Here is an 18265-nt window from a genome sequence, read left to right as displayed (position 1 = left end):
ATTATTTAACCTCTATCTGGGCACGAGTCATTGCTTCTATCAACAGACCATGACATTGCTCAGAAAGTTCAGTCAAAGGTAAACGAATATGGCCACATTCAATCAAACCCATACGATGGGCAGCCCATTTTACTGGGATAGGGTTGGCTTCACAAAACAGTGTGCTATACAAACCGCGCAGCGGGGTATCTATGCTCTGAGCCAACTCGGCATTGCCCGCGAGCGCCGCATCACACATAGCTTTAAAAGCCTTTGGTACTATGTTGTTAGCCACAGAAATTACGCCATTTCCACCTAAGAGTAAAAACTCTCTGGCAGTGGCATCATCACCGCTATACAAGAGGAAATCGTCGCCACACAGTTCGCGCAGACGTTTTACACGGGATAAGTCACCGGTCGCCTCTTTTACACCAATAATGTTGCTCACGCTAACAAGCTCGGCAACAGTTTCTGGCAGCATATCAACGGCAGTACGGCCTGGAACATTATAAAGAATTTGTGGAATATCTGTGCTAGCAGCCACGGCTTTATAATGCGCAATCAATCCCTTAGGCGTTGGCTTATTATAATATGGCGTTACGCCAAGCATAGCGGCAACACCCACCTTAGATAAGGACTTGGTGAGCTCAACGGCTTCAGATGTGGCATTGGCGCCATTGCCACCAATGACAGGAACACGTCCCGCAGCAAATTTAACGGTTTGTGAAACGACCGCTACATGCTCAGGCATAGGCAGAGTCGCTGACTCGCCAGTAGTACCAACGGCCACAATGGCATCTGTGCCTTGGTCAATATGGAATTCGACTAACCTTTCAAGACTTGCAAAATCTACTGAGCCATCACTGTTCATTGGCGTGATTAAGGCTACGATGCTTCCGTTTATCATCTGACTTTCCCCAAGATTTCAGGATTCGCTATGGTACTGATGCCAACCACTAATGACAAGCATTAACGGGGCTCTCAAATTGAATTAGTTATGGTAGCATTACATCCCGCACAAAAACTCAGCTTTAACCCTGAGTTTTCGCTCTATGATATCGAAAAAGTGAGGAAAATTCATGACCAATTTCCTGGTCGTAACAGCGATGGGTCTCGACCGTCCTAGACTTGTAAGTAAACTAGCTCGACTTGCCAGTGACTGTGACTGCGATATCGTCGACAGCCGTATGGCATTATTTGGTAACGAATTTACCCTGATCATGATGTTGTCTGGCTCGTGGGCATCAATAACGAAAATTGAAAGTATGTTCCCCAGTCTCAGCGTTGAGTTAGAACTGCTGACGGTGATGAAACGCACCTCTAAACACACACCACAAAACTACCTTTCTCGCCTCGAAGTACGCTTCACGGGTAAAGACCAACGCGGCACCATTAAACGCATTACCCAGTTCCTTGCTGACAGGTCATTAGATCTTGCCGCAGTACGTTCATTTTCTGAGGAACTCCCCGGTGGTGAACAAACGCAAAATGTGTCGCTAACCATTAATATTCCTGAAAAAGTTGAACTAGAAAAGCTCGAACAGAGTATCTATCAGCTCGCCCAAGATATGACCTTAGATTGTACTATTCGTCGTATGGAAGGCACTGCCATCTTAGAGGACAGAGGATAATAGATGAATACCTTAACGGCTGGGGCAAAAGCGCCTCACTTTACACTGCAAGATCAACATGGCAACTCAGTATCGCTGGCTGACAGCCTTAAGCAAGGCCCTGTTTTAGTGTATTTTTACCCAAAAGCATCAACGCCGGGTTGCACAGTTCAAGCCTGCGGTCTACGTGACAGTAAAGCCGAGCTCGATAGTCATAATGTCACTGTATTTGGCATTAGCCCAGATCCTGTGGCTAAACTGGCTAAATTTGCAGAGAAACAAGCACTCAACTTCACTTTACTGAGCGATGAAGACCACAGTGTCGCCGACGCTTTTGGGGTCTGGGGCGAAAAGAAATTCATGGGAAAAACCTATGATGGCATCCACAGATTAAGCTTCCTTATCAATACCGACGGCACCATCGCCCACGTATTCGATAAGTTTAAAACCAAAGATCACCATGAAGTTGTACTCGCGCTAATCGCGGGTTAATGACAGATATGACGATGAATACAAGGCTTCAAGCTGCTGCTTTAATCGGCACAAAAGTGTAAACGTCGTGAGTTGAACTTGGCAGCCTGAATAAATAATCGGCAATCGATAACGAAAAGGTCCTGAAATCAGGACCTTTTTCATGAAAAATTTTCACTTTCATATCACAAGATGCTGTCAAACCGAGCGAAAAACCGCAAAAGCATTCAGCTATGCCCGTATTCTATGGCATCACAACGTCGGTTTATCCTGCCACATAGGGCCAAATAATCGCAGCGGCAATGCTCCACATGGTTAACCAAATAAAACGGTCAAGATAACGCCATGCCGCTGGGCGAGTAAAAATGGGCGCTAACAAACGCGCACCAAAACTTAAGCCAAAAAACCAAATAAATGATGCCAGTACGGCACCCGCGCCAAACCAAGGCCGATCGAAATCATCAAATTGAGTGCTAATGCTGCCGAGCAACACCACAGTATCAAGATACAAATGCGGATTAAGCAAACTGATCCCAAGCGTCGTCAGTACGGCTTTCTTAAATGTGTCCGCATTATCGGCTTGATCCATCTCAATGCCCTTAGCCACAAACGACGCCTTTAGCGCATTCGCACCATACCAGAGTAGAAACGCGGCGCCACCGAAACTCGCCACATGCTTAATAGTGGGAAACGACTCAATAATATGTCCTAGCCCCGCGACACCCGCAGTGATCATCAGCGCATCAATGATAGAGCAGAGCAAGGCAATCGGTAATGTGTACGAGCGCTTAATGCCTTGCTTGAGCACAAAGGCATTTTGTGCGCCCACAGCAATAATCAAACTCCCACCAATCCCCATACCCTGTATAAATGCCGCTTGCATAACCACCTCTCATATTCAAAGAAGGCGCTAGCATAGTCAAAACAACAAAATTAATATAACTAATGTTTTTTATGTATCATAAGTAAAATTAATAACCATCAAACACAGATCGATTAAGGATGACTATGCTGGAATACGCGAATCTCAAAGCGCTCGCCGTTGTGGTCTCGGAAGGCGGCTTCGACCGCGCCGCCAAAGTGCTGCACATCACCCAGTCGGCTGTATCACAGCGCATTCGACAACTTGAAGAAAAAGTCGGTCAGTCACTGCTTATTCGCTCCAATCCTGTGGTCGCAACGCCCACAGGTAAGCGCCTGCTGCGCCACTATTCGCAGGTACAATTACTCGAAAGTGAATTAAGAGCTGAGATGGACGCCGACGATCCCAACCATCCAACCACAGTGCGCATCGCTGTAAATGCCGACAGTTTGGCCACGTGGTTTTTACCTGCGCTAGCAGGCATGTTCAGTCGCCACGCTTGGTTATTGGAATTAATTGTCGATGATGAGTCCTACACCCATCATCTATTGAAAAATGGTGAAGCGGTCGGATGTGTCACCACAACCGAAGTGCCGATGGCGGGTTGCAGCAGTGAGTTTTTAGGCACCATGGAATACCTATGTGTGGCCACGCCCGAATTTGCCGCACGCTATTTTAGCGATCTGAGCGATACTCAGTCATTTAGCGGAACCTTACCATTTAGTAACACCTCGTCATTCAACACCATCAACCAAGCTCAGTTAGCAAAGGCGCCAGCAGTAGTGTTCTCCACCAAAGATAAGCTTCACGAGAAGTTTCTCGCCCAGTATTTCAATATGACGCCAGGGCAATGGTGGCAACATACGATCCCCTCCTCAGAAAGCTTTTTAGAAGCGATTAACTTGAGTTTAGGTTATGGACTCGTTGGGCATTTACAAGCTAAACCATTAATCGATAAAGGGATACTGATTGAGATCACCCCAGAACGGCGCATGCGCGTGCCGCTGTTTTGGCAGCATTGGAATATCAAAGCGAAGCAAACGACACTGGTTTACCGTGCCCTTGCGGCAACAGCGCAGCATAATTTGCTGCAGGCATAAAAAATCGGGCTCAAACCAAAGTTTGAGCCCGACGTTAAAAGCCTTCAATCTAATATCAAGTGAGTCTTAAAGACTCAGATTTAACATTTAAGAGTTAAGAGTTAACTCACTCTTTATTAGCTTGCTCTTAACGCAGCAATACGTTTCTCTAATGGAGGATGACTCATCATCATTTCTGCCATTGAACGTTTGCCGTTAATACCGAAGGCTGACATTTGTGCGGGCATTGCCGTACTTTCAGGGCCTTGGCGTAAACGCTCAAGCGCAGCAATCATCTTACCTTTACCCGCTAAACGTGCCGCACCTTCATCGGCTTTGTACTCACGAATACGTGAGAAGTAAGCGACGATAATTGAAGCCAAGATACCGAATAGCATATCCAGTACGAAAACAACGGCCATGTAAGCGAACATACCTAAACCTTCGCCTTCTTCATCATTACTCGACACGAAGTTGTTGATAATACCAGCAACCACGCGGGCCGCGAAGATCACGAATGTGTTAACCACACCTTGGATCAGTGTCAAGGTCACCATGTCACCGTTAGCAACGTGGCTCACTTCGTGGGCTAATACGCCTTCAATTTCATCTTGGCTCATGCCATATAACAGACCCGTACTCACAGCCACTAATGAATTGTCTTTACTTGGACCAGTAGCGAACGCATTCATGTCAGGCGATTGATAAATCGCCACTTCTGGCATTTTAATCCCCGCTTGCTTAGCTTGACGGGCAACCGTCTCCACTAACCAACGTTCGGTACTGTCACGTGGGGTGGTGATGACTTCACAACCCATGGTCTTTTTCGCCATCCATTTTGAAATGGCTAAGCTGATAAAGGCCCCACCGAATCCAAAAATGGCAGCGAACACCAGCAGTCCACCCATAGTAGACGTGTTCACGCCTAGAATAGACATTACAATTGAGGCTACTAGCAACACAGCTAGGTTAGTCGCAATCAATAGAAATATACGCTTCATTTCAGCTCCTTTAGGGCAAGAATAGGCCATTTAACTTTGTTCAAAGACATAATATGTCCAAATCATCGAAATTCAAGTGGTAAAAGAAAAGAGTTTTTAAAATAGGTTATCTTTCTCGTATATAGACACTGCCTTTCATGGCCGAGAGTCTAGGGACAGTATATTAATCGAAACTTAAACTTATGCCCAAGCAACCTCAAGATACGAGTTTCATCGCGTTCTGAGAGCTTTAATTCAAGGCGCATCAATCACTGACTTTTGCATTGATGCCACACAGAAGTAGAATGCCCCGAACGCTCCATCTTGGTGGGGATCACTATCTTGAAAAACACCGCCGCTAGCCGTGCTAGAGCGTAATTCTGCTTTAACTTTCTATGTTTATCGGAATTAATCTTTGTTAACATACCAATACACTCCGAGATTTCAGGATACAAAATGACAATCAACGCCCTACTACTGAGCAGCTCTCGTGTCGGTGATACGCCTTATCTTGCCCACGCGATCCCTTTTATTAAACCGCTCACCGCCAACGCACAAAAATGGATTTTTATCCCCTATGCAGGGGTTAGCATGAGTTATGACACTTATTTAGCGTCTGTCGTGACTGGGCTAGCTGAGCTTGAACTCGATATCAGTGGTATTCATCAGCATCCAGACCCTAAACAAGCAATAAAAGATGCCGATGGAATTTTAATCGGTGGGGGGTAACACCTTTCACCTGTTACACCAACTATATCATTATGATCTGGTCGCGCTTATTCGTGAGCAAGTCGCCCTTGGTAAACCTTATATCGGCTGGAGCGCGGGTTCAAACGTATCGGGACTGAGTATTCGCACCACTAATGATATGCCGATCATCGAACCGCCTTCGTTCAACGCATTAAACTTAGTGCCGTTCCAGCTCAATCCACACTATTCCAATTACCAAGCACCGGGCCACAATGGTGAAACCCGTGCCCAACGGTTATTAGAATTCACTAAAGTCGACCCATTAACCCCAGTGATCGGCATAGTTGAAGGCTCAGCTTTGTGGCGACAAGGAGACACACTATCACTCTTAGGTGACAAACCTGCGTATTTATTCTGTGGTGAGCAGCAAGAGATCCTAATTCCTGTGGGCAGTGACCTATCGCACTTACTCAAGTCCTAATATCCACGTTAGCATATCTAAATGGGCTCACAGTTAACACCGTGAGCCTGAATCACTCATTAGCAATAATTAAGATTAACCATTTGATATTGTAAGTTTTTAATTAACACTCTCGATTCAACTGCGCCAATTTTGTGTAAAAACGCCACTGAATTCAATGAGAACAGTGTTAGCTCAGCCAAGACAGTTTTTACTGCAGTACCAATTGCGATTACTTATCGTAAAATCACACTGCAAAGTATTGAGAACGGCACCTAAAATAGCGCCAAGCATAATTTATGTTACAAATATCTAGCTACGCAGGTAAAATTATCCCTCACCTCAGCTACTCGAATCCCACGACTGAGGATTTTATAGCAGACAAGTTATTAATATTTAGGGATTAGATAGACTGAAGCATATATTGTGCCTATGAATCAGCGTCATTTTAGTAAGGAGTTTCCATTTTGCGAATGAATCTTATGATGAATTACCCTACCGGTTATCCGGCATTACTCAAAAAACTACCTTTTGTCATCTTGACCGCCATCGTCTATGTCGTCGGCATAAGCAACGTCAATGCCGCAGCGGCAGAGACAACACCAACGCCTGCACCAGAGAAGAAATCTAAAAAATTCTCCCAAGACACAGTCATTGAACTCGCTCAACAACTGTCGCAAAAGCCATTTAAAGAAGCGAAAAAAGCACCTAAAGAACTGGTTGATCTCGATTTCGCGACCTATGGCAAAATCAATTACCAAGAAAATGCCGCGATTTGGGGCGGAACACCGACCAAATTTTCGGTACAACTTTTTGCTCCAGGCTTTCTCTATAAAAACCTTGTCGATATCGACGTGGTCGAAAACAGCAAAGCTATTCCAATTGAGCTAACAGAAGCTTCGTTCGATGTCCCTAACGACACCATTGAAAAACTCATCACTCAAGTGGGCCAATACGCGGGTGTGCGTTTACATTACCCTATAAATGATGATGAAATAAAAGATGAATTCATCATGTTTCAAGGTGCGAGCTATTTTCGCGTACTTTCTAAAGGGCAAACCTATGGCTTGTCTAATCGTGGTTTAGCGATTGATGTCGCTCAGCCAAAAGGTGAAGAATATCCCCTGTTTAAGCGTTTCTGGGTCGAGCGCCCATCTAAATATCAGACGGCAATTGTGGTTCATGCTCTGCTAGATAGCCAAAGTGTCACTGGCGCCTATCGTTTTGGTATTTATCCCGGTGCACCATCACGTGTCGAAGTGGATGTAACTTTATTCCCACGCAAAGATATCCAGCATGTGGGTCTTGCACCGCTGACCTCTATGTTCCTCTTTGGCGGACTCGATAACTCAGATAAACCCGATTACCGCCCACAAGTACATAACTCCGACGGCCTACAAATCGATCGCGGTAATGGCGAACGCCTATGGCGCCCATTAAATAATCCTAACAAACTCCAGATCAGTGCTTTTGGCGATGAAGATATAAAGGGATTTGGTCTTATACAGCGCCATCGTAAATTTGAAGACTATCAAGATCTGAGTGCAAACTATCAACTTCGACCTTCAGCATGGATTGAACCCCTCAATGATTGGGGCAAAGGCCAACTGGTGTTGCTTGAAATTCCCTCTAATGCTGAAACCAACGACAACATAGTTGCCTATTGGGAGCCGCAAGGTGGACTGAAAAAGGATCAGCCCTATAAATACTCCTATCGCATAACGGCCTCAAACGACAGCCCTTCTACGGCGTCAAAAGCACGTGTTGTCCGCAGCACTAAGGGGCAAGTGTTAGCAAAAGGCAAAGAATTACTTATCGATTTCAGTAACATCAAGCCGCAAGATATTGATAAAATTAGCATCGATGCCAGCATCAGCAAAGGTAAAATCCTGTCGTCTCGGATTGTCGCCCACCCAGACATCAATGGCGCTCGAGTATTTATCAGCTTCGAACCAGAAAGTACCAATGTAGCCGAACTGAGAATACAGCTTAAGAAAGATGATAAACCACTTGCAGCGACTTGGCTGTACCGCTGGAATAGCGATGATTGGCAATAAGCTGATATTCACGAGTATCACTGTCTAACAAGCATAAACTGCCCGAGTAAAGTGAATAAAAAGCGCCAGTATTTACTGGCGCTTTTTTATACCTAGGGTTTTATTTATAGGCTTACTATTTATAGGTTTTATCTCTAGCATAAATAGAACAAGCCAAGGCTAAAAACTCACGACCTGCTTTTCAGCAAACATAATCCCATACCTTATCGCTCGACTTCTCTGCCAGCATAACTACTGGCTTACTTCAAAATGACACTATCAGCTTAAAACATAGCACTATTGTGTGATTTTAGGGTTATTAGCCTTTCCTGATGTGCGTAGCAGCAAAGACCTCTGCGAACTAAAGTAAGCAGTACGTTAAGTGCGTCAGTCAAGTTTGACCTTAAACCCCTCACGAAGAATGCTGACTAAAAGTAGAAATCTAAATGCAAAAAAGCCTCGATATAAATATCGAGGCTTTTTCTTTTTTGGTACCCGAGGCCAGACTTGAACTGGCACGCTGTTACCAGCGAGGGATTTTAAATCCCTTGTGTCTACCGATTCCACCACTCGGGCAAACGCTGAATATTAATGACGGGAATCATGTCAAAAATATTATTAACTCTACATCATTAACGCTTAACACTAATAAATCTATTTAACAAAGCCTATTGAAGATTCGGACTTTATTTTTACCATCACGACCAAAATAATGGTACCCGAGGCCAGACTTGAACTGGCACGCTGTTACCAGCGAGGGATTTTAAATCCCTTGTGTCTACCGATTCCACCACTCGGGCAAACTCTTGATATTAACGACGGGAATCGTGTCATTAATATTTTAATCTATGGAGGCGCGACCCGGAGTCGAACCGAGATCGACGGATTTGCAATCCGCAGCATAGCCATTCTGCCATCGCGCCATAGTTGCTAACTCATGTTGAGTAGAATTAGACTTTAAAAATATTGGAGCGACATATCGGGTTCGAACCGATGACCTATACCTTGGCAAGGTATCGCTCTACCAACTGAGCTAATGTCGCATCTTGTTTTACTATTCACTCAGATAAACAAAGCATTTCACTTTATTACCTAGCTAATATCAAACATCAATATTGGGTATCGTTAAGACTTTGTTTGCACATTGCCTCTTGTCTACGGGGTGGCATTCTACCGATTTACCACCCAGTGTCAACCGCTGTTTTATCGATAACTTACTGCTTGCACACTAAATAATCTCTTTGATTTTTTATTGCACTATTCAGCGGTAAGATCTTTCCAAGCGGCTAAAATGTAACTCATCATTGACCAAAACGTTAATACAGCGGCGATATATAACAGTACAAATGCGGCATTCGTCATTAAAGGATTGTATTGCCAAATCAGCCCAATAATTGCCACCATTTGCGCAGCCGTCTTATATTTACCAATCCAAGACACGGCGACAGTACCACGTTTACCAATTTCAGCCATCCATTCCCTCAACGCTGAAATGACAATCTCGCGACCTATCATAAACAGGGCGGGCAACGTCAGCCAGATATTCGCGTATTGATCGACCAACAAAACTAAAGCTGTAATCACCATCAACTTATCAGCGACTGGGTCAAGAAAAGCGCCAAAACGAGTTAATTGTTTCAATTTACGGGCAGCATAACCATCTAATGCATCCGTTAACGCCGCAAGCCAAAAGGTAAATGCGGCAACAAAAGGGGTCCAGTCATAGGGTAAATAAAACAGCACCACAAAAATGGGCAGTAAAAAAAGCCTGAAAAGAGTTAATGCTATAGGTAAGTTAAACGGCATGATCAAACCAGTTAGTCAAAAGCAGCGCCAATCTTGCCTTAATTTTATCACCCTCGCAATGCATCATGAATGGTTTGTGCCATTTCTATGCTGATCCCTGGTACTTTGACTAATTCCGCCACACTTGCCCCTTTCACTTCCTGTAAGCCTCCTAAATGCTGTAACAAAGCTTTACGACGTTTAGGACCAATACCAGGGATAGATTCCAGTGTTGAAGTATTACGGGTTTTCTGGCGACGGTTACGGTGGCCAGTGATTGCAAATCGATGGGATTCATCACGAATATGTTGGATAAGGTGCAGTGCTGGCGAATCCCCTTCGAGGGAAAAGCTGGTTTCGGTATCCCCTAAGATCAAGGTTTCAAGCCCAGGTTTACGGCCCTCACCTTTCGCCACCCCAATAAGCTGCGGCGCTTTATCCAAATGAACAAACTTTTCATCCACTATCTTTTGGGCAATACGCAACTGCCCGAGTCCACCATCGATAAACAGAATGTCAGGGATTTTACCGCCTGCCTCAATCTTATCGAAACGGCGACTTACCGCTTGCTTCATCGCCGCATAATCATCACCCGGTGTAATACCGTCAATATTATAACGACGATATTCGCCTTTATGCGGCCCTTCACGATTAAACACCACACAGGAGGCAACGGTGCTCTCTCCCATGGTATGACTGATATCGAAACATTCCATCCGCTGGATAGGCCCACTCAACTCTAAGATTTCTTCGAGTAACACAAAACGCTGTTCGACGGTGTTCTTATGGGATAGGCGCGTAACCACTGCATTCGTCGCATTAGTCACGGCTAAACGTAAGAAGCTCGCCCTGTCGGCGCGAACATTGGTCTTAATCGAAAACTTTTTATCTAGCGCCTCTGAAATCGCCGCTTCAAGTTCATGTAATTCTTCAAAACTATGGCTAATCACCACTTCTTTTGGAATAGTGCGTTGAATATCTGCATTTAAATAAAACTGTAGGATAAAGGAGCGTAGCACCTCATCCATATCAGTTTGGGCTGGCACTGAAGGATAATAACTACGACTGCCAAAAATTTTACCTTCGCGGATAAATAGCAGGTGGAAACAGGCGATGCCTGACGCATAATGCACCCCAATAACATCCATATCGCCTTTATTATTAGAGACTTCCTGTTGCTCGGCAACTTTACGCAGCGCCATGATCTGATCGCGAAATCGTGCAGCCTGTTCATAGGCCTGCTGCTCGGCCGCAAGTTCCATTTTATCAACCAAGGCGCTGATCACTTGCTGATCTTTCCCCTTTAAAAACAGGCTGGCTAATTTCACTTGCTCATCATAATCAGCGTTACTGACTTTGCCCACGCAGGGCGCGCTACAGCGAGACAGTTGATATTGCAAACAGGGGCGTGAGCGCGATTTGTAGTAAAGATCGTCACATTGACGAATAGGAAACAGCTTCTGCATCAAATGCAGGCTTTCACGCACGGCGCCGCCATTGGGATAAGGACCAAAATAGTGGCCTTTTTCCCGCTGCGGACCGCGATGATAGACGAGCCTTGGGTGTTCGTGCTGGCTTAATAAGATGTAAGGATAAGATTTGTCATCACGCAATAACACATTGTATTTTGGCATGTATTGCTTGATGTAATCATTCTCAAGCAACAGAGCATCTATTTCACTGTGGGTCAGCGTCACATCAATATGGTGAATATGTGAAACTAAGGCTTGGGTCTTAACATTACCGAGGTTTTTACGAAAATACGAGCTGAGCCGTTTTTTAAGATCTTTGGCTTTACCCACATAAATGACGTCATTCTTGACGTCATACATGCGATAAACCCCAGCGGAGAATGAAACAGTACGTAAGAAACTTTGGGCGTTAAATTCATTAGACATCATTCACACCCACAGTTTTGGAGACTTAACACAAACAACATAGGAACATATAACCCAAGAACTCGCTAGATTAAAGTCATCGACCAACGCAATCCACTTTCCATTAAAAATGGCCAGCATCCAACATCTTATAGCGAATAGCTAACCGCGTTAGTTCGACATCACCACTGATCCCCAGCTTAGCAAATAAACGATAACGGTAACTGTTAACGGTTTTAGGACTTAAGTTCAGTTGCTCAGAAATATCGTTAACCTTCTCGCCATTGGTGATCATCAACATGATCTGTAACTCACGCTCGGACAAAGACTTAAACGGGTTTTCATCGGCAGGATTAAACTGACTCAGCGCCATCTGTTGGGCAATTTCTGGGGACAAATAGCGTTGTCCGCGAGAGACCTGACGTATCGCTTGCAATACTTCTGGTGGCGTCGCTCCTTTTGTTAAATAGCCCGAAGCGCCAGCCTGCATCACCTTACTTGGGAACGGATCTTCCGTGTGTACAGTTAATACAATAATTTTTGCATGGGGTTGATATCGTAAAATTTTTCGAGTGGCTTCCAATCCGCCCATCCCAGGCATATTCATATCCATTAAGATCACATCCGCTTCATTTTGGCGAGCCCACTGCACCGCAGTCTCACCATCAGGGGCTTCGCCCACGACTTTGATCCCACGTTCATCTTCCAAGATGCGGCGGATCCCAGTTCTCACAAGCTCATGATCGTCAACCAAATATATCGAAATCAACTTAACCCACCTTTTACAATTTACAGCTCGATCCGTGTGTTAGAAAAAGCAACATGGCAAACGGATAACGAGTTCATAGGGCTAATTTAGCCCAACAACCCCATTTCGCAAAGCATAAATTCAACATTGTTAACTAGATGATATTTAAAGGAAGGATTCCAGAATAGCATACCAATAAAAAGCGTTTAAAAACGAAGCAATAACCCCAGAATGACCAGCCTAAAATCCCTGTTAAATCGATATCAAAGTATCCAGAAAATATAGGCAATTTTTCAGTTCAAGAAAAACAAAAGGCCACCATTACTGATAGCCTTTCACGTGAAAATAGCAGAAGAGATACGCTTAGAATCAGGAACCTAAGGTTTTTAAATAGCTTAAATGCAAAAAGGCGTAGGAGCTGCGCTTAGAATGGAGAACCCTAGTTCAAATTTCACACACAAAAAAGGCCATGAATAAACATGGCCTTTTTTGTAAAATATGGCGGAGGAGCAGGGATTTGAACCCTGGGTGGGCTATAAACCCACGCCGGTTTTCAAGACCGGTGCATTAAACCACTCTGCCACCCCTCCGAACGAGCGAGATAATAGCTATCTCTGTCGCCACTGTAAACTCAAATTTATGGTTAATAGTGTTGATTGACTATTTCATATTCACTTAAATCGAAAGCAGTGAACAACAAAGGGCTTAGGATGAGAAAACTGAAATGAAAATTGCACAAACAAAAAAGGCCATCAGTAATGATTGCCTTTTCCGTGAATATGGCGGAGGAGCAGGGATTTGAACCCTGGGTGGGCTATAAACCCACGCCGGTTTTCAAGACCGGTGCATTAAACCACTCTGCCACCCCTCCGAACGAGCGAGATAATAGCTATCAACTACCCTGCTGTAAACCCTTAATTTAAAGAAGCAATCTACATGGTCAATCTACATCCAATCCGCTTAAAAATATCGCGTTATTCAACTTATCTTTGACACCCTTGTCAGTTGAAGCGCCATTTTAAGGTGGCACACTTCACACTATATTAAGACTAAGCTCGATTGATATTGATTAAACGGTCAGATAGTTTCTGCATCTCAAGGCTTAACACATCAAGCGCCGTTGCATCGAGAGAGTTATCTTCACTGATGCTATTTATTCGCACCGCCAACTCATTAATTTCTTGAGTGACTTGGCTTTGCTGCTGAGCAGCTAACGCGATTTGTTGGGCACGCTGTGAAATATCATCGAAACTTTGTACGGTACTCGATAGAGAATTGGCAGCGCCCTCAGCCTCCGCAACCGCATGGACAGTGCGGGACTCCCCTGCTTGCATTGCTTGCACAGCGAGCCGCGAAGCCGATTGCAAAGCGTTAATCATGGTACTAATTTCGTTGGCCGAATCTTGAGTACGCCCCGCAAGGGTTCGAACTTCATCAGCAACGACTGCAAAACCGCGGCCCTGATCGCCCGCTCTAGCCGCCTCAATTGCCGCATTAAGAGCGAGCAAATTAGTCTGCTCAGAAATCGCCTTAATCACATCTAATACAGCGCCCACCTTTTGGCTGTCTTGGGCCAATTGGGATATCACCTTAGTTGCGTTGGCAATTTCTCCTGATAATGCCTCGATGGAAGTATTGCTGGCTGCAACACGGGTTTGCCCTTCTCGCACTACAATCAAAGACGATTGCGCAGTTGCAGCACAGTCATTGGTATTATTCGCGACTTCCATAGCGCTTGAAGACATTTGCGTTATCGCAGCGGCTAATTGTGCACTCTCCAGCCGCTGTTGCTCTGCGCGCTGAGCTAACTTACGGCTAAGTCCGCTTAATTGCGTTGCCTCAAATTGAATTTTCTTCGCTTCTTGAGTGATCAGATCTAACATTGCCCTTAACGTCCCTGCATAGGTGTTTACGGCTCGGCGCAAAGCACCAATCTCATCATCCCGCTGAATTTGCAGTTCAACATTCGCCCCCAAACTACCGCTCCCAAGGGAAGCAATTTGATCTGTGGTTTCCTCAAGTTGCGCCAACAGTTTTTTACCCGATAACCAAGCCAGAGAAAGTAAAATGGCGAGTAATGGTAATAAAAACAATAAAATATCAAATGTCAGCTCACGGGCAAGCCCTGTGACTCGCGTTTTAGGCGTCACAAGGCCAATCACCCATCCAGTATCAGGCATTACAAAAAGGCTCACCTCACTCGCCTGATTAAGTCTTCCATCCTTATTTAAGCTTACAGACACCACTTTGTTGATTGAGGTTTGCTTAAGTGCAGTTTCAACGGGGGCAAGCCAAGGTAACTGCCCGACGAGATCCGTAAAACGCAACATAGTGTCGGACTTATTCGTTTCAGGAAAATGTAAGATATTACCCGCTTGGTCTAAAGCGAAAGCATAACCGTCAGTTACATTGCCATGTTCTGTTAAAAATTTGGCTAAATCATCAAGTTTTAAATCTATCGTTGCGACCCCTGCAAATGTCCCCGTGAGACGATATGGCACACTACATGTCACCATAGCCACCTTTGTGACTGGATCTTGATAAGCCTCTGACCATAAACATTGAGATACTGAGCTAGTCCGCGCGCCCGTATACCAAGGATCATTATGATACCCAGGGCCAGATGGCGCATTATAGTCATCCGAATAAGCCAGTAGATTATCGCTACCACGGGCCCAGAAGAAACTGTGGCGGATACCCCCAGCGACGAATTTATCTGGCTCAGGCCAGATCCCACCGCCAGCAATAGTGAGATCGCCATTGTTATCAATTAGATTAGGTAAAGAATTAAGATAAAGAGCTTGCTCGTGGGGCAACACTTCGGCGAGGTGTGCAAGGCTTAAAGTAATCCCCTCAATGCTTGCCAATTTAAGTGCGAGTTGCCTTACGATACTGCTCCCCGTTTGCTCAATTAACTCTTGACTCGCCGCCACCACTCGAGGCTGCCCTCGAAGTGACATCACACCAAAAACCGCGAGCCCAGTCAGTAGAAGCAGCACTACGCTGCCCATTGTGAGCCGCTGCGAAATACGTGTAGGTAACAACATAGCTTTCTCTACTTAAAATAAGTCACCCAGATGGGAGAATTGTTCGGCCGTATGGTCCAAGACTGTCGAGAATCATACGTCGCACCATCCTAGTGCAAATTTTAAAGGCCATAAAAACCATTAACTTGGCCACAAACTTAGTGTAGACCATAAATGAGAAGCGCGGATAAAAAAGGCCATCATTACTGATGGCCTTTCTCGTGAATATGGCGGAGGAGCTCCGCTTCAAATCAGGAACCCAAGGGTTCAAATTGCACAAACAAAAAAGCCATCATTACTGATGGCCTTTCTCGTGAATATGGCAGAGGAGCTGCGCTTCAAATTAGGAACCCAAGGGTTCAAACTGTATAAATGCAAAAAGCCGCTAATTGCTTAGCGGCTTTTTGACTAAATATGGCGGAGGAGCTGAACTTAGAATGAGGAACCTTGGTTCAAATTACACAAACAAAAAAGGCCATCATTACTGATTGCCTTTCTCGTAAATATGGCGCAGGAGCTGCGCTTCAAATCAGGAACCCAAGGGTTCAAACTGTATAAATGCAAAAAGCCGCTAATTGCTTAGCGGCTTTTTGACTAAATATGGCGGAGGAGCAGGGATTTGAACCCTGGGTGGGCTATAAACCCACGCCGGTTTTCAAGACCGGTGCATTAAACCACTCTGCCACCCCTCCGAACGCCGAAAATAATATAAGTATACCGCTAACTTGTAAACCTCAATTTTTAAATATCGAGTCAAATGCTCAACTTATGTTCACCCCGATGTTTTTTACAACAAATACATGCCCAGTTTCAAGGAATAATCGAGTAAACAGAGGTAAAAACACCTATACAGTGAGAGACTTGTCGTCTTGGTATGGTAAAATCACTGCAACTTTTCACGGTAAATGCTTATATGAATTCACTCTTGATACCCACGTCTTCACTCGCACCTGAATTTAGCCTGCCAACCCTTCCCGAAACGGCTGACAATCTAAGCGCATTACTCTTAGGACAAGAGCGTGCTGTGGATGCGTTTAAACTCCACCAAGCTATTGTCGATCAGCACTTGTATCTGGCTGATTTCCCGAGCATTGACCGCCAATTAATGATCCAAGCCTGTATTGATAGCCTAGCGCCGTTATCTCCAGCTTATTTAGTGGCAACACGCCCGACTGACAAAGCGGCAACATTTCAGTGGCAATCAGAGAAACCACTAGAAAATCAGATCAGTATTGCCGAAAAAACGACTCGCTATCGCTACCTCAGTGGTAATATTCGCCGTGTAGACCTCATTGGCCGTATGGCACAAACAGGAACAACAAGTCAATATCAAGCTGGTGCTCTGGCCGAATGTCATTATGTATTTATTTGCGCCGAGTCACTGTGGAAACGTGAAGGTTTATGGGAATTAGTGATGCAAATCCTCACCCATAAAGCGTATCAGATTAGCAATAACTTAAGTCCTATCCCGCTCAATTGTAAAATTGTCCTTATCGGTGCAGGAATGATTTATAGCCAAGTCAGAACTGAAGATTGGCAATTTCAACGTCACTTTACCCTACTAGCAGAACTCGCTAGCGAAATCGACTTGGTCCGTTATACAGAGTCACAATACGTCGCATGGTTGCAAGCGGTTGCACAAAGTGTCGAGGTCACTCTAGAACAATCAAGCCTAGCGCCACTTTTTCGTTATAGTGCACGGTTAACCGAACATCAGCGCCGCCTCAGTTTGTCTATGCTCGAGTTTGCCCAACTGATGGTGCAAGCTAAAGCCTATTGTGGTAAACCGAGTATCAATGCGAGCAGTATTGAGCTCGCGTTAGCCCAAGCCAACTATCGTCATAACAGCTCGGAAGAGTATTCAGGTCAAAGCTTCGATGACAACTTCATAAATCTGCCAACTTCGGGTGCTATGGTAGGTCAGATCAATGGCTTAACTGTCATTGATGCCATCGATTACAGTTATGGTGAGCCTGCGCGGATCACGGCATCTGTTCACTATGGTGATGGTGAAGTCGCCGATATCGAAAGAAAATCTGAACTTGGTGGCAATATACATGCCAAAGGAATGATGATCCTTTCTGCCTGCTTGTACCGTATCTTTGGGCGAGATGCACCATTACACCTAAATGCCAATATCGTTTTCGAGCAATCCTATCAAGAAATTGATGGTGATAGTGCATCACTCGCCGAATACTGCTGTTTGATGTCAGCGATTGCCGAACAACCCATTATTCAGTCACTGGCAATAACTGGTGCATTGGATCAATTTGGTAATGTGCAAGCGATTGGTGGCATCAACGAGAAAATTGAAGGCTTTTTTAATCTGTGTGAACGTCGTGGTCTCACGGGAGAACAAGGCGTTATTATGCCCAAGTCGAACGTGTTACAGCTTAACCTCAATCCCAAAGTGATTACAGCTGTAGGCAAAGGCTTATTTCACCTCTATGCAATCGAGCATATGGACCAAGCTGTTGAGCTATTAATGCAAATGCCTGCGGGTGTAGCCGATGAAGATAATGATTTTCCACATGATTCATTATACGGCCTTGTGCAGGAACGATTAGACAAGCTCGCAGGAAATGGCGAGGAGGAAATCGGCATAATCACGAGATTACTCGCAAAATTGGGATTTTTTCGCCGCTAATTAGCTGATCGGAGT

At 44.8% G+C, this 18265-nt stretch carries 12 protein-coding genes, 7 tRNA genes and 1 pseudogene; 6 read left to right on the top strand and 14 right to left on the bottom strand.

The genetic code is table 11. The features are described from left to right. Nucleotide 1: 1 nt before the first annotated feature. Entirely contained in the window at nucleotides 2–886 is an 885-nt protein-coding gene (dapA, locus tag HQQ92_RS07565; RefSeq protein WP_028759649.1) for a 4-hydroxy-tetrahydrodipicolinate synthase, read from the bottom strand. Between the two features lie 172 nt (nucleotides 887–1058). On the opposite strand from dapA, the gene HQQ92_RS07560 reads away from it, so the two are divergent. Together HQQ92_RS07560 and bcp are read left to right on the top strand one after the other, a co-directional pair. Beyond that, nucleotides 1059–1610 carry a glycine cleavage system protein R gene (locus tag HQQ92_RS07560; RefSeq protein WP_173244296.1) on the top strand — a complete coding sequence of 184 codons (552 nt, stop codon included), beginning with the start codon at nucleotides 1059–1061 and terminating at the stop codon, nucleotides 1608–1610. A 3-nt stretch (nucleotides 1611–1613) separates the two neighbouring features. Next, complete coding sequence (bcp, locus tag HQQ92_RS07555) at nucleotides 1614–2081, top strand: thioredoxin-dependent thiol peroxidase (protein ID WP_173244293.1); 468 nt, start codon at nucleotides 1614–1616, stop codon at nucleotides 2079–2081. Between the two features lie 244 nt (nucleotides 2082–2325). Here bcp and HQQ92_RS07550 read toward each other — a convergent pair whose 3' ends face one another. After that, complete coding sequence (locus HQQ92_RS07550) at nucleotides 2326–2943, bottom strand: LysE/ArgO family amino acid transporter (RefSeq protein ID WP_113940882.1); 618 nt, start codon at nucleotides 2941–2943, stop codon at nucleotides 2326–2328. Between the two features lie 125 nt (nucleotides 2944–3068). Between HQQ92_RS07550 and HQQ92_RS07545 the strand changes: the two genes are divergently transcribed. Further along, the gene (locus HQQ92_RS07545; RefSeq protein WP_173244290.1) at nucleotides 3069–4022 is read left to right on the top strand and encodes a LysR family transcriptional regulator ArgP; all 954 of its coding nucleotides are present in this window, start codon (nucleotides 3069–3071) and stop codon (nucleotides 4020–4022) included. A gap of 116 nt (nucleotides 4023–4138) precedes the next feature. Here HQQ92_RS07545 and htpX read toward each other — a convergent pair whose 3' ends face one another. Then, nucleotides 4139–5002, bottom strand: coding sequence for a protease HtpX (gene htpX, locus HQQ92_RS07540; RefSeq protein WP_006082065.1), 864 nt, complete (start codon nucleotides 5000–5002; stop codon nucleotides 4139–4141). A 435-nt stretch (nucleotides 5003–5437) separates the two neighbouring features. Here htpX and pepE point away from each other — a divergent pair. Together pepE and HQQ92_RS07530 are read left to right on the top strand one after the other, a co-directional pair. Beyond that, nucleotides 5438–6152 (top strand): annotated as a pseudogene (pepE, locus tag HQQ92_RS07535) (dipeptidase PepE). 452 nt (nucleotides 6153–6604) lie between these two features. Continuing rightward, the gene (locus tag HQQ92_RS07530; protein ID WP_375539967.1) at nucleotides 6605–8188 is read left to right on the top strand and encodes a glucan biosynthesis protein G; all 1584 of its coding nucleotides are present in this window, start codon (nucleotides 6605–6607) and stop codon (nucleotides 8186–8188) included. 468 nt (nucleotides 8189–8656) lie between these two features. On the opposite strand, the gene HQQ92_RS07525 is transcribed toward HQQ92_RS07530, so the two are convergent. The 11 genes from HQQ92_RS07525 to HQQ92_RS07475 all read right to left on the bottom strand — a co-directional run bounded on the left by HQQ92_RS07525 (nucleotide 8657) and on the right by HQQ92_RS07475 (nucleotide 16295). Further along, nucleotides 8657–8743 (bottom strand) — tRNA-Leu (locus tag HQQ92_RS07525). A 137-nt stretch (nucleotides 8744–8880) separates the two neighbouring features. Further along, nucleotides 8881–8967: transfer RNA gene (locus HQQ92_RS07520), tRNA-Leu, on the bottom strand. A 49-nt stretch (nucleotides 8968–9016) separates the two neighbouring features. Beyond that, nucleotides 9017–9090, bottom strand: a tRNA-Cys gene (locus tag HQQ92_RS07515). A 44-nt stretch (nucleotides 9091–9134) separates the two neighbouring features. Beyond that, nucleotides 9135–9210 (bottom strand) — tRNA-Gly (locus HQQ92_RS07510). A gap of 214 nt (nucleotides 9211–9424) precedes the next feature. Further along, on the bottom strand, nucleotides 9425–9973 hold the full coding sequence (pgsA, locus tag HQQ92_RS07505; protein ID WP_028759642.1) for a CDP-diacylglycerol--glycerol-3-phosphate 3-phosphatidyltransferase: 549 nt from the start codon (nucleotides 9971–9973) through the stop codon (nucleotides 9425–9427). A 47-nt stretch (nucleotides 9974–10020) separates the two neighbouring features. Then, entirely contained in the window at nucleotides 10021–11850 is a 1830-nt protein-coding gene (uvrC, locus tag HQQ92_RS07500; RefSeq protein ID WP_173244284.1) for an excinuclease ABC subunit UvrC, read from the bottom strand. Nucleotides 11851–11953: 103 nt separating this feature from the next. Further along, nucleotides 11954–12598 (bottom strand): UvrY/SirA/GacA family response regulator transcription factor, encoded by a 645-nt coding sequence (uvrY, locus tag HQQ92_RS07495; RefSeq protein WP_006082070.1) that lies wholly within the window; start codon nucleotides 12596–12598, stop codon nucleotides 11954–11956. Nucleotides 12599–13076: 478 nt separating this feature from the next. Next, nucleotides 13077–13167: transfer RNA gene (locus HQQ92_RS07490), tRNA-Ser, on the bottom strand. A gap of 190 nt (nucleotides 13168–13357) precedes the next feature. Then, nucleotides 13358–13448, bottom strand: a tRNA-Ser gene (locus tag HQQ92_RS07485). A 178-nt stretch (nucleotides 13449–13626) separates the two neighbouring features. Then, nucleotides 13627–15624, bottom strand: a complete 1998-nt coding sequence (locus tag HQQ92_RS07480) for a methyl-accepting chemotaxis protein (RefSeq protein ID WP_173244282.1) — start codon at nucleotides 15622–15624, stop codon at nucleotides 13627–13629. A 580-nt stretch (nucleotides 15625–16204) separates the two neighbouring features. Then, nucleotides 16205–16295 (bottom strand) — tRNA-Ser (locus HQQ92_RS07475). A gap of 221 nt (nucleotides 16296–16516) precedes the next feature. On the opposite strand from HQQ92_RS07475, the gene HQQ92_RS07470 reads away from it, so the two are divergent. Continuing rightward, nucleotides 16517–18250, top strand: a complete 1734-nt coding sequence (locus tag HQQ92_RS07470; RefSeq protein WP_105253105.1) for an AAA family ATPase — start codon at nucleotides 16517–16519, stop codon at nucleotides 18248–18250. The last annotated feature ends 15 nt before the right edge of the window (nucleotides 18251–18265 follow it).

Source organism: Shewanella sp. DC2-4 (assembly GCF_013248875.1).
Classification (GTDB): Bacteria; Pseudomonadota; Gammaproteobacteria; order Enterobacterales; family Shewanellaceae; genus Shewanella; species Shewanella oncorhynchi.
Note: the sequence above shows the minus strand (reverse complement) of the source record. Positions and strands in the feature narration are given on the sequence as shown.

Bases quoted from the DNA above. Each gene is read 5' to 3' on its own strand.
- dapA (WP_028759649.1), bottom strand. From the start codon at position 886: ATGATAAACGGAAGCATCGTAGCCTTAATCACGCCAATGAACAGTGAT.
- HQQ92_RS07470 (WP_105253105.1), top strand. From the start codon at position 16,517: ATGAATTCACTCTTGATACCCACGTCTTCACTCGCACCTGAATTTAGC.
- HQQ92_RS07530 (WP_375539967.1), top strand. From the start codon at position 6,605: ATGAATCTTATGATGAATTACCCTACCGGTTATCCGGCATTACTCAAA.
- HQQ92_RS07550 (WP_113940882.1), bottom strand. From the start codon at position 2,943: ATGCAAGCGGCATTTATACAGGGTATGGGGATTGGTGGGAGTTTGATT.
- htpX (WP_006082065.1), bottom strand. From the start codon at position 5,002: ATGAAGCGTATATTTCTATTGATTGCGACTAACCTAGCTGTGTTGCTA.
- HQQ92_RS07560 (WP_173244296.1), top strand. From the start codon at position 1,059: ATGACCAATTTCCTGGTCGTAACAGCGATGGGTCTCGACCGTCCTAGA.
- bcp (WP_173244293.1), top strand. From the start codon at position 1,614: ATGAATACCTTAACGGCTGGGGCAAAAGCGCCTCACTTTACACTGCAA.
- HQQ92_RS07480 (WP_173244282.1), bottom strand. From the start codon at position 15,624: ATGTTGTTACCTACACGTATTTCGCAGCGGCTCACAATGGGCAGCGTA.
- uvrC (WP_173244284.1), bottom strand. From the start codon at position 11,850: ATGTCTAATGAATTTAACGCCCAAAGTTTCTTACGTACTGTTTCATTC.
- pgsA (WP_028759642.1), bottom strand. From the start codon at position 9,973: ATGCCGTTTAACTTACCTATAGCATTAACTCTTTTCAGGCTTTTTTTA.
- HQQ92_RS07545 (WP_173244290.1), top strand. From the start codon at position 3,069: ATGCTGGAATACGCGAATCTCAAAGCGCTCGCCGTTGTGGTCTCGGAA.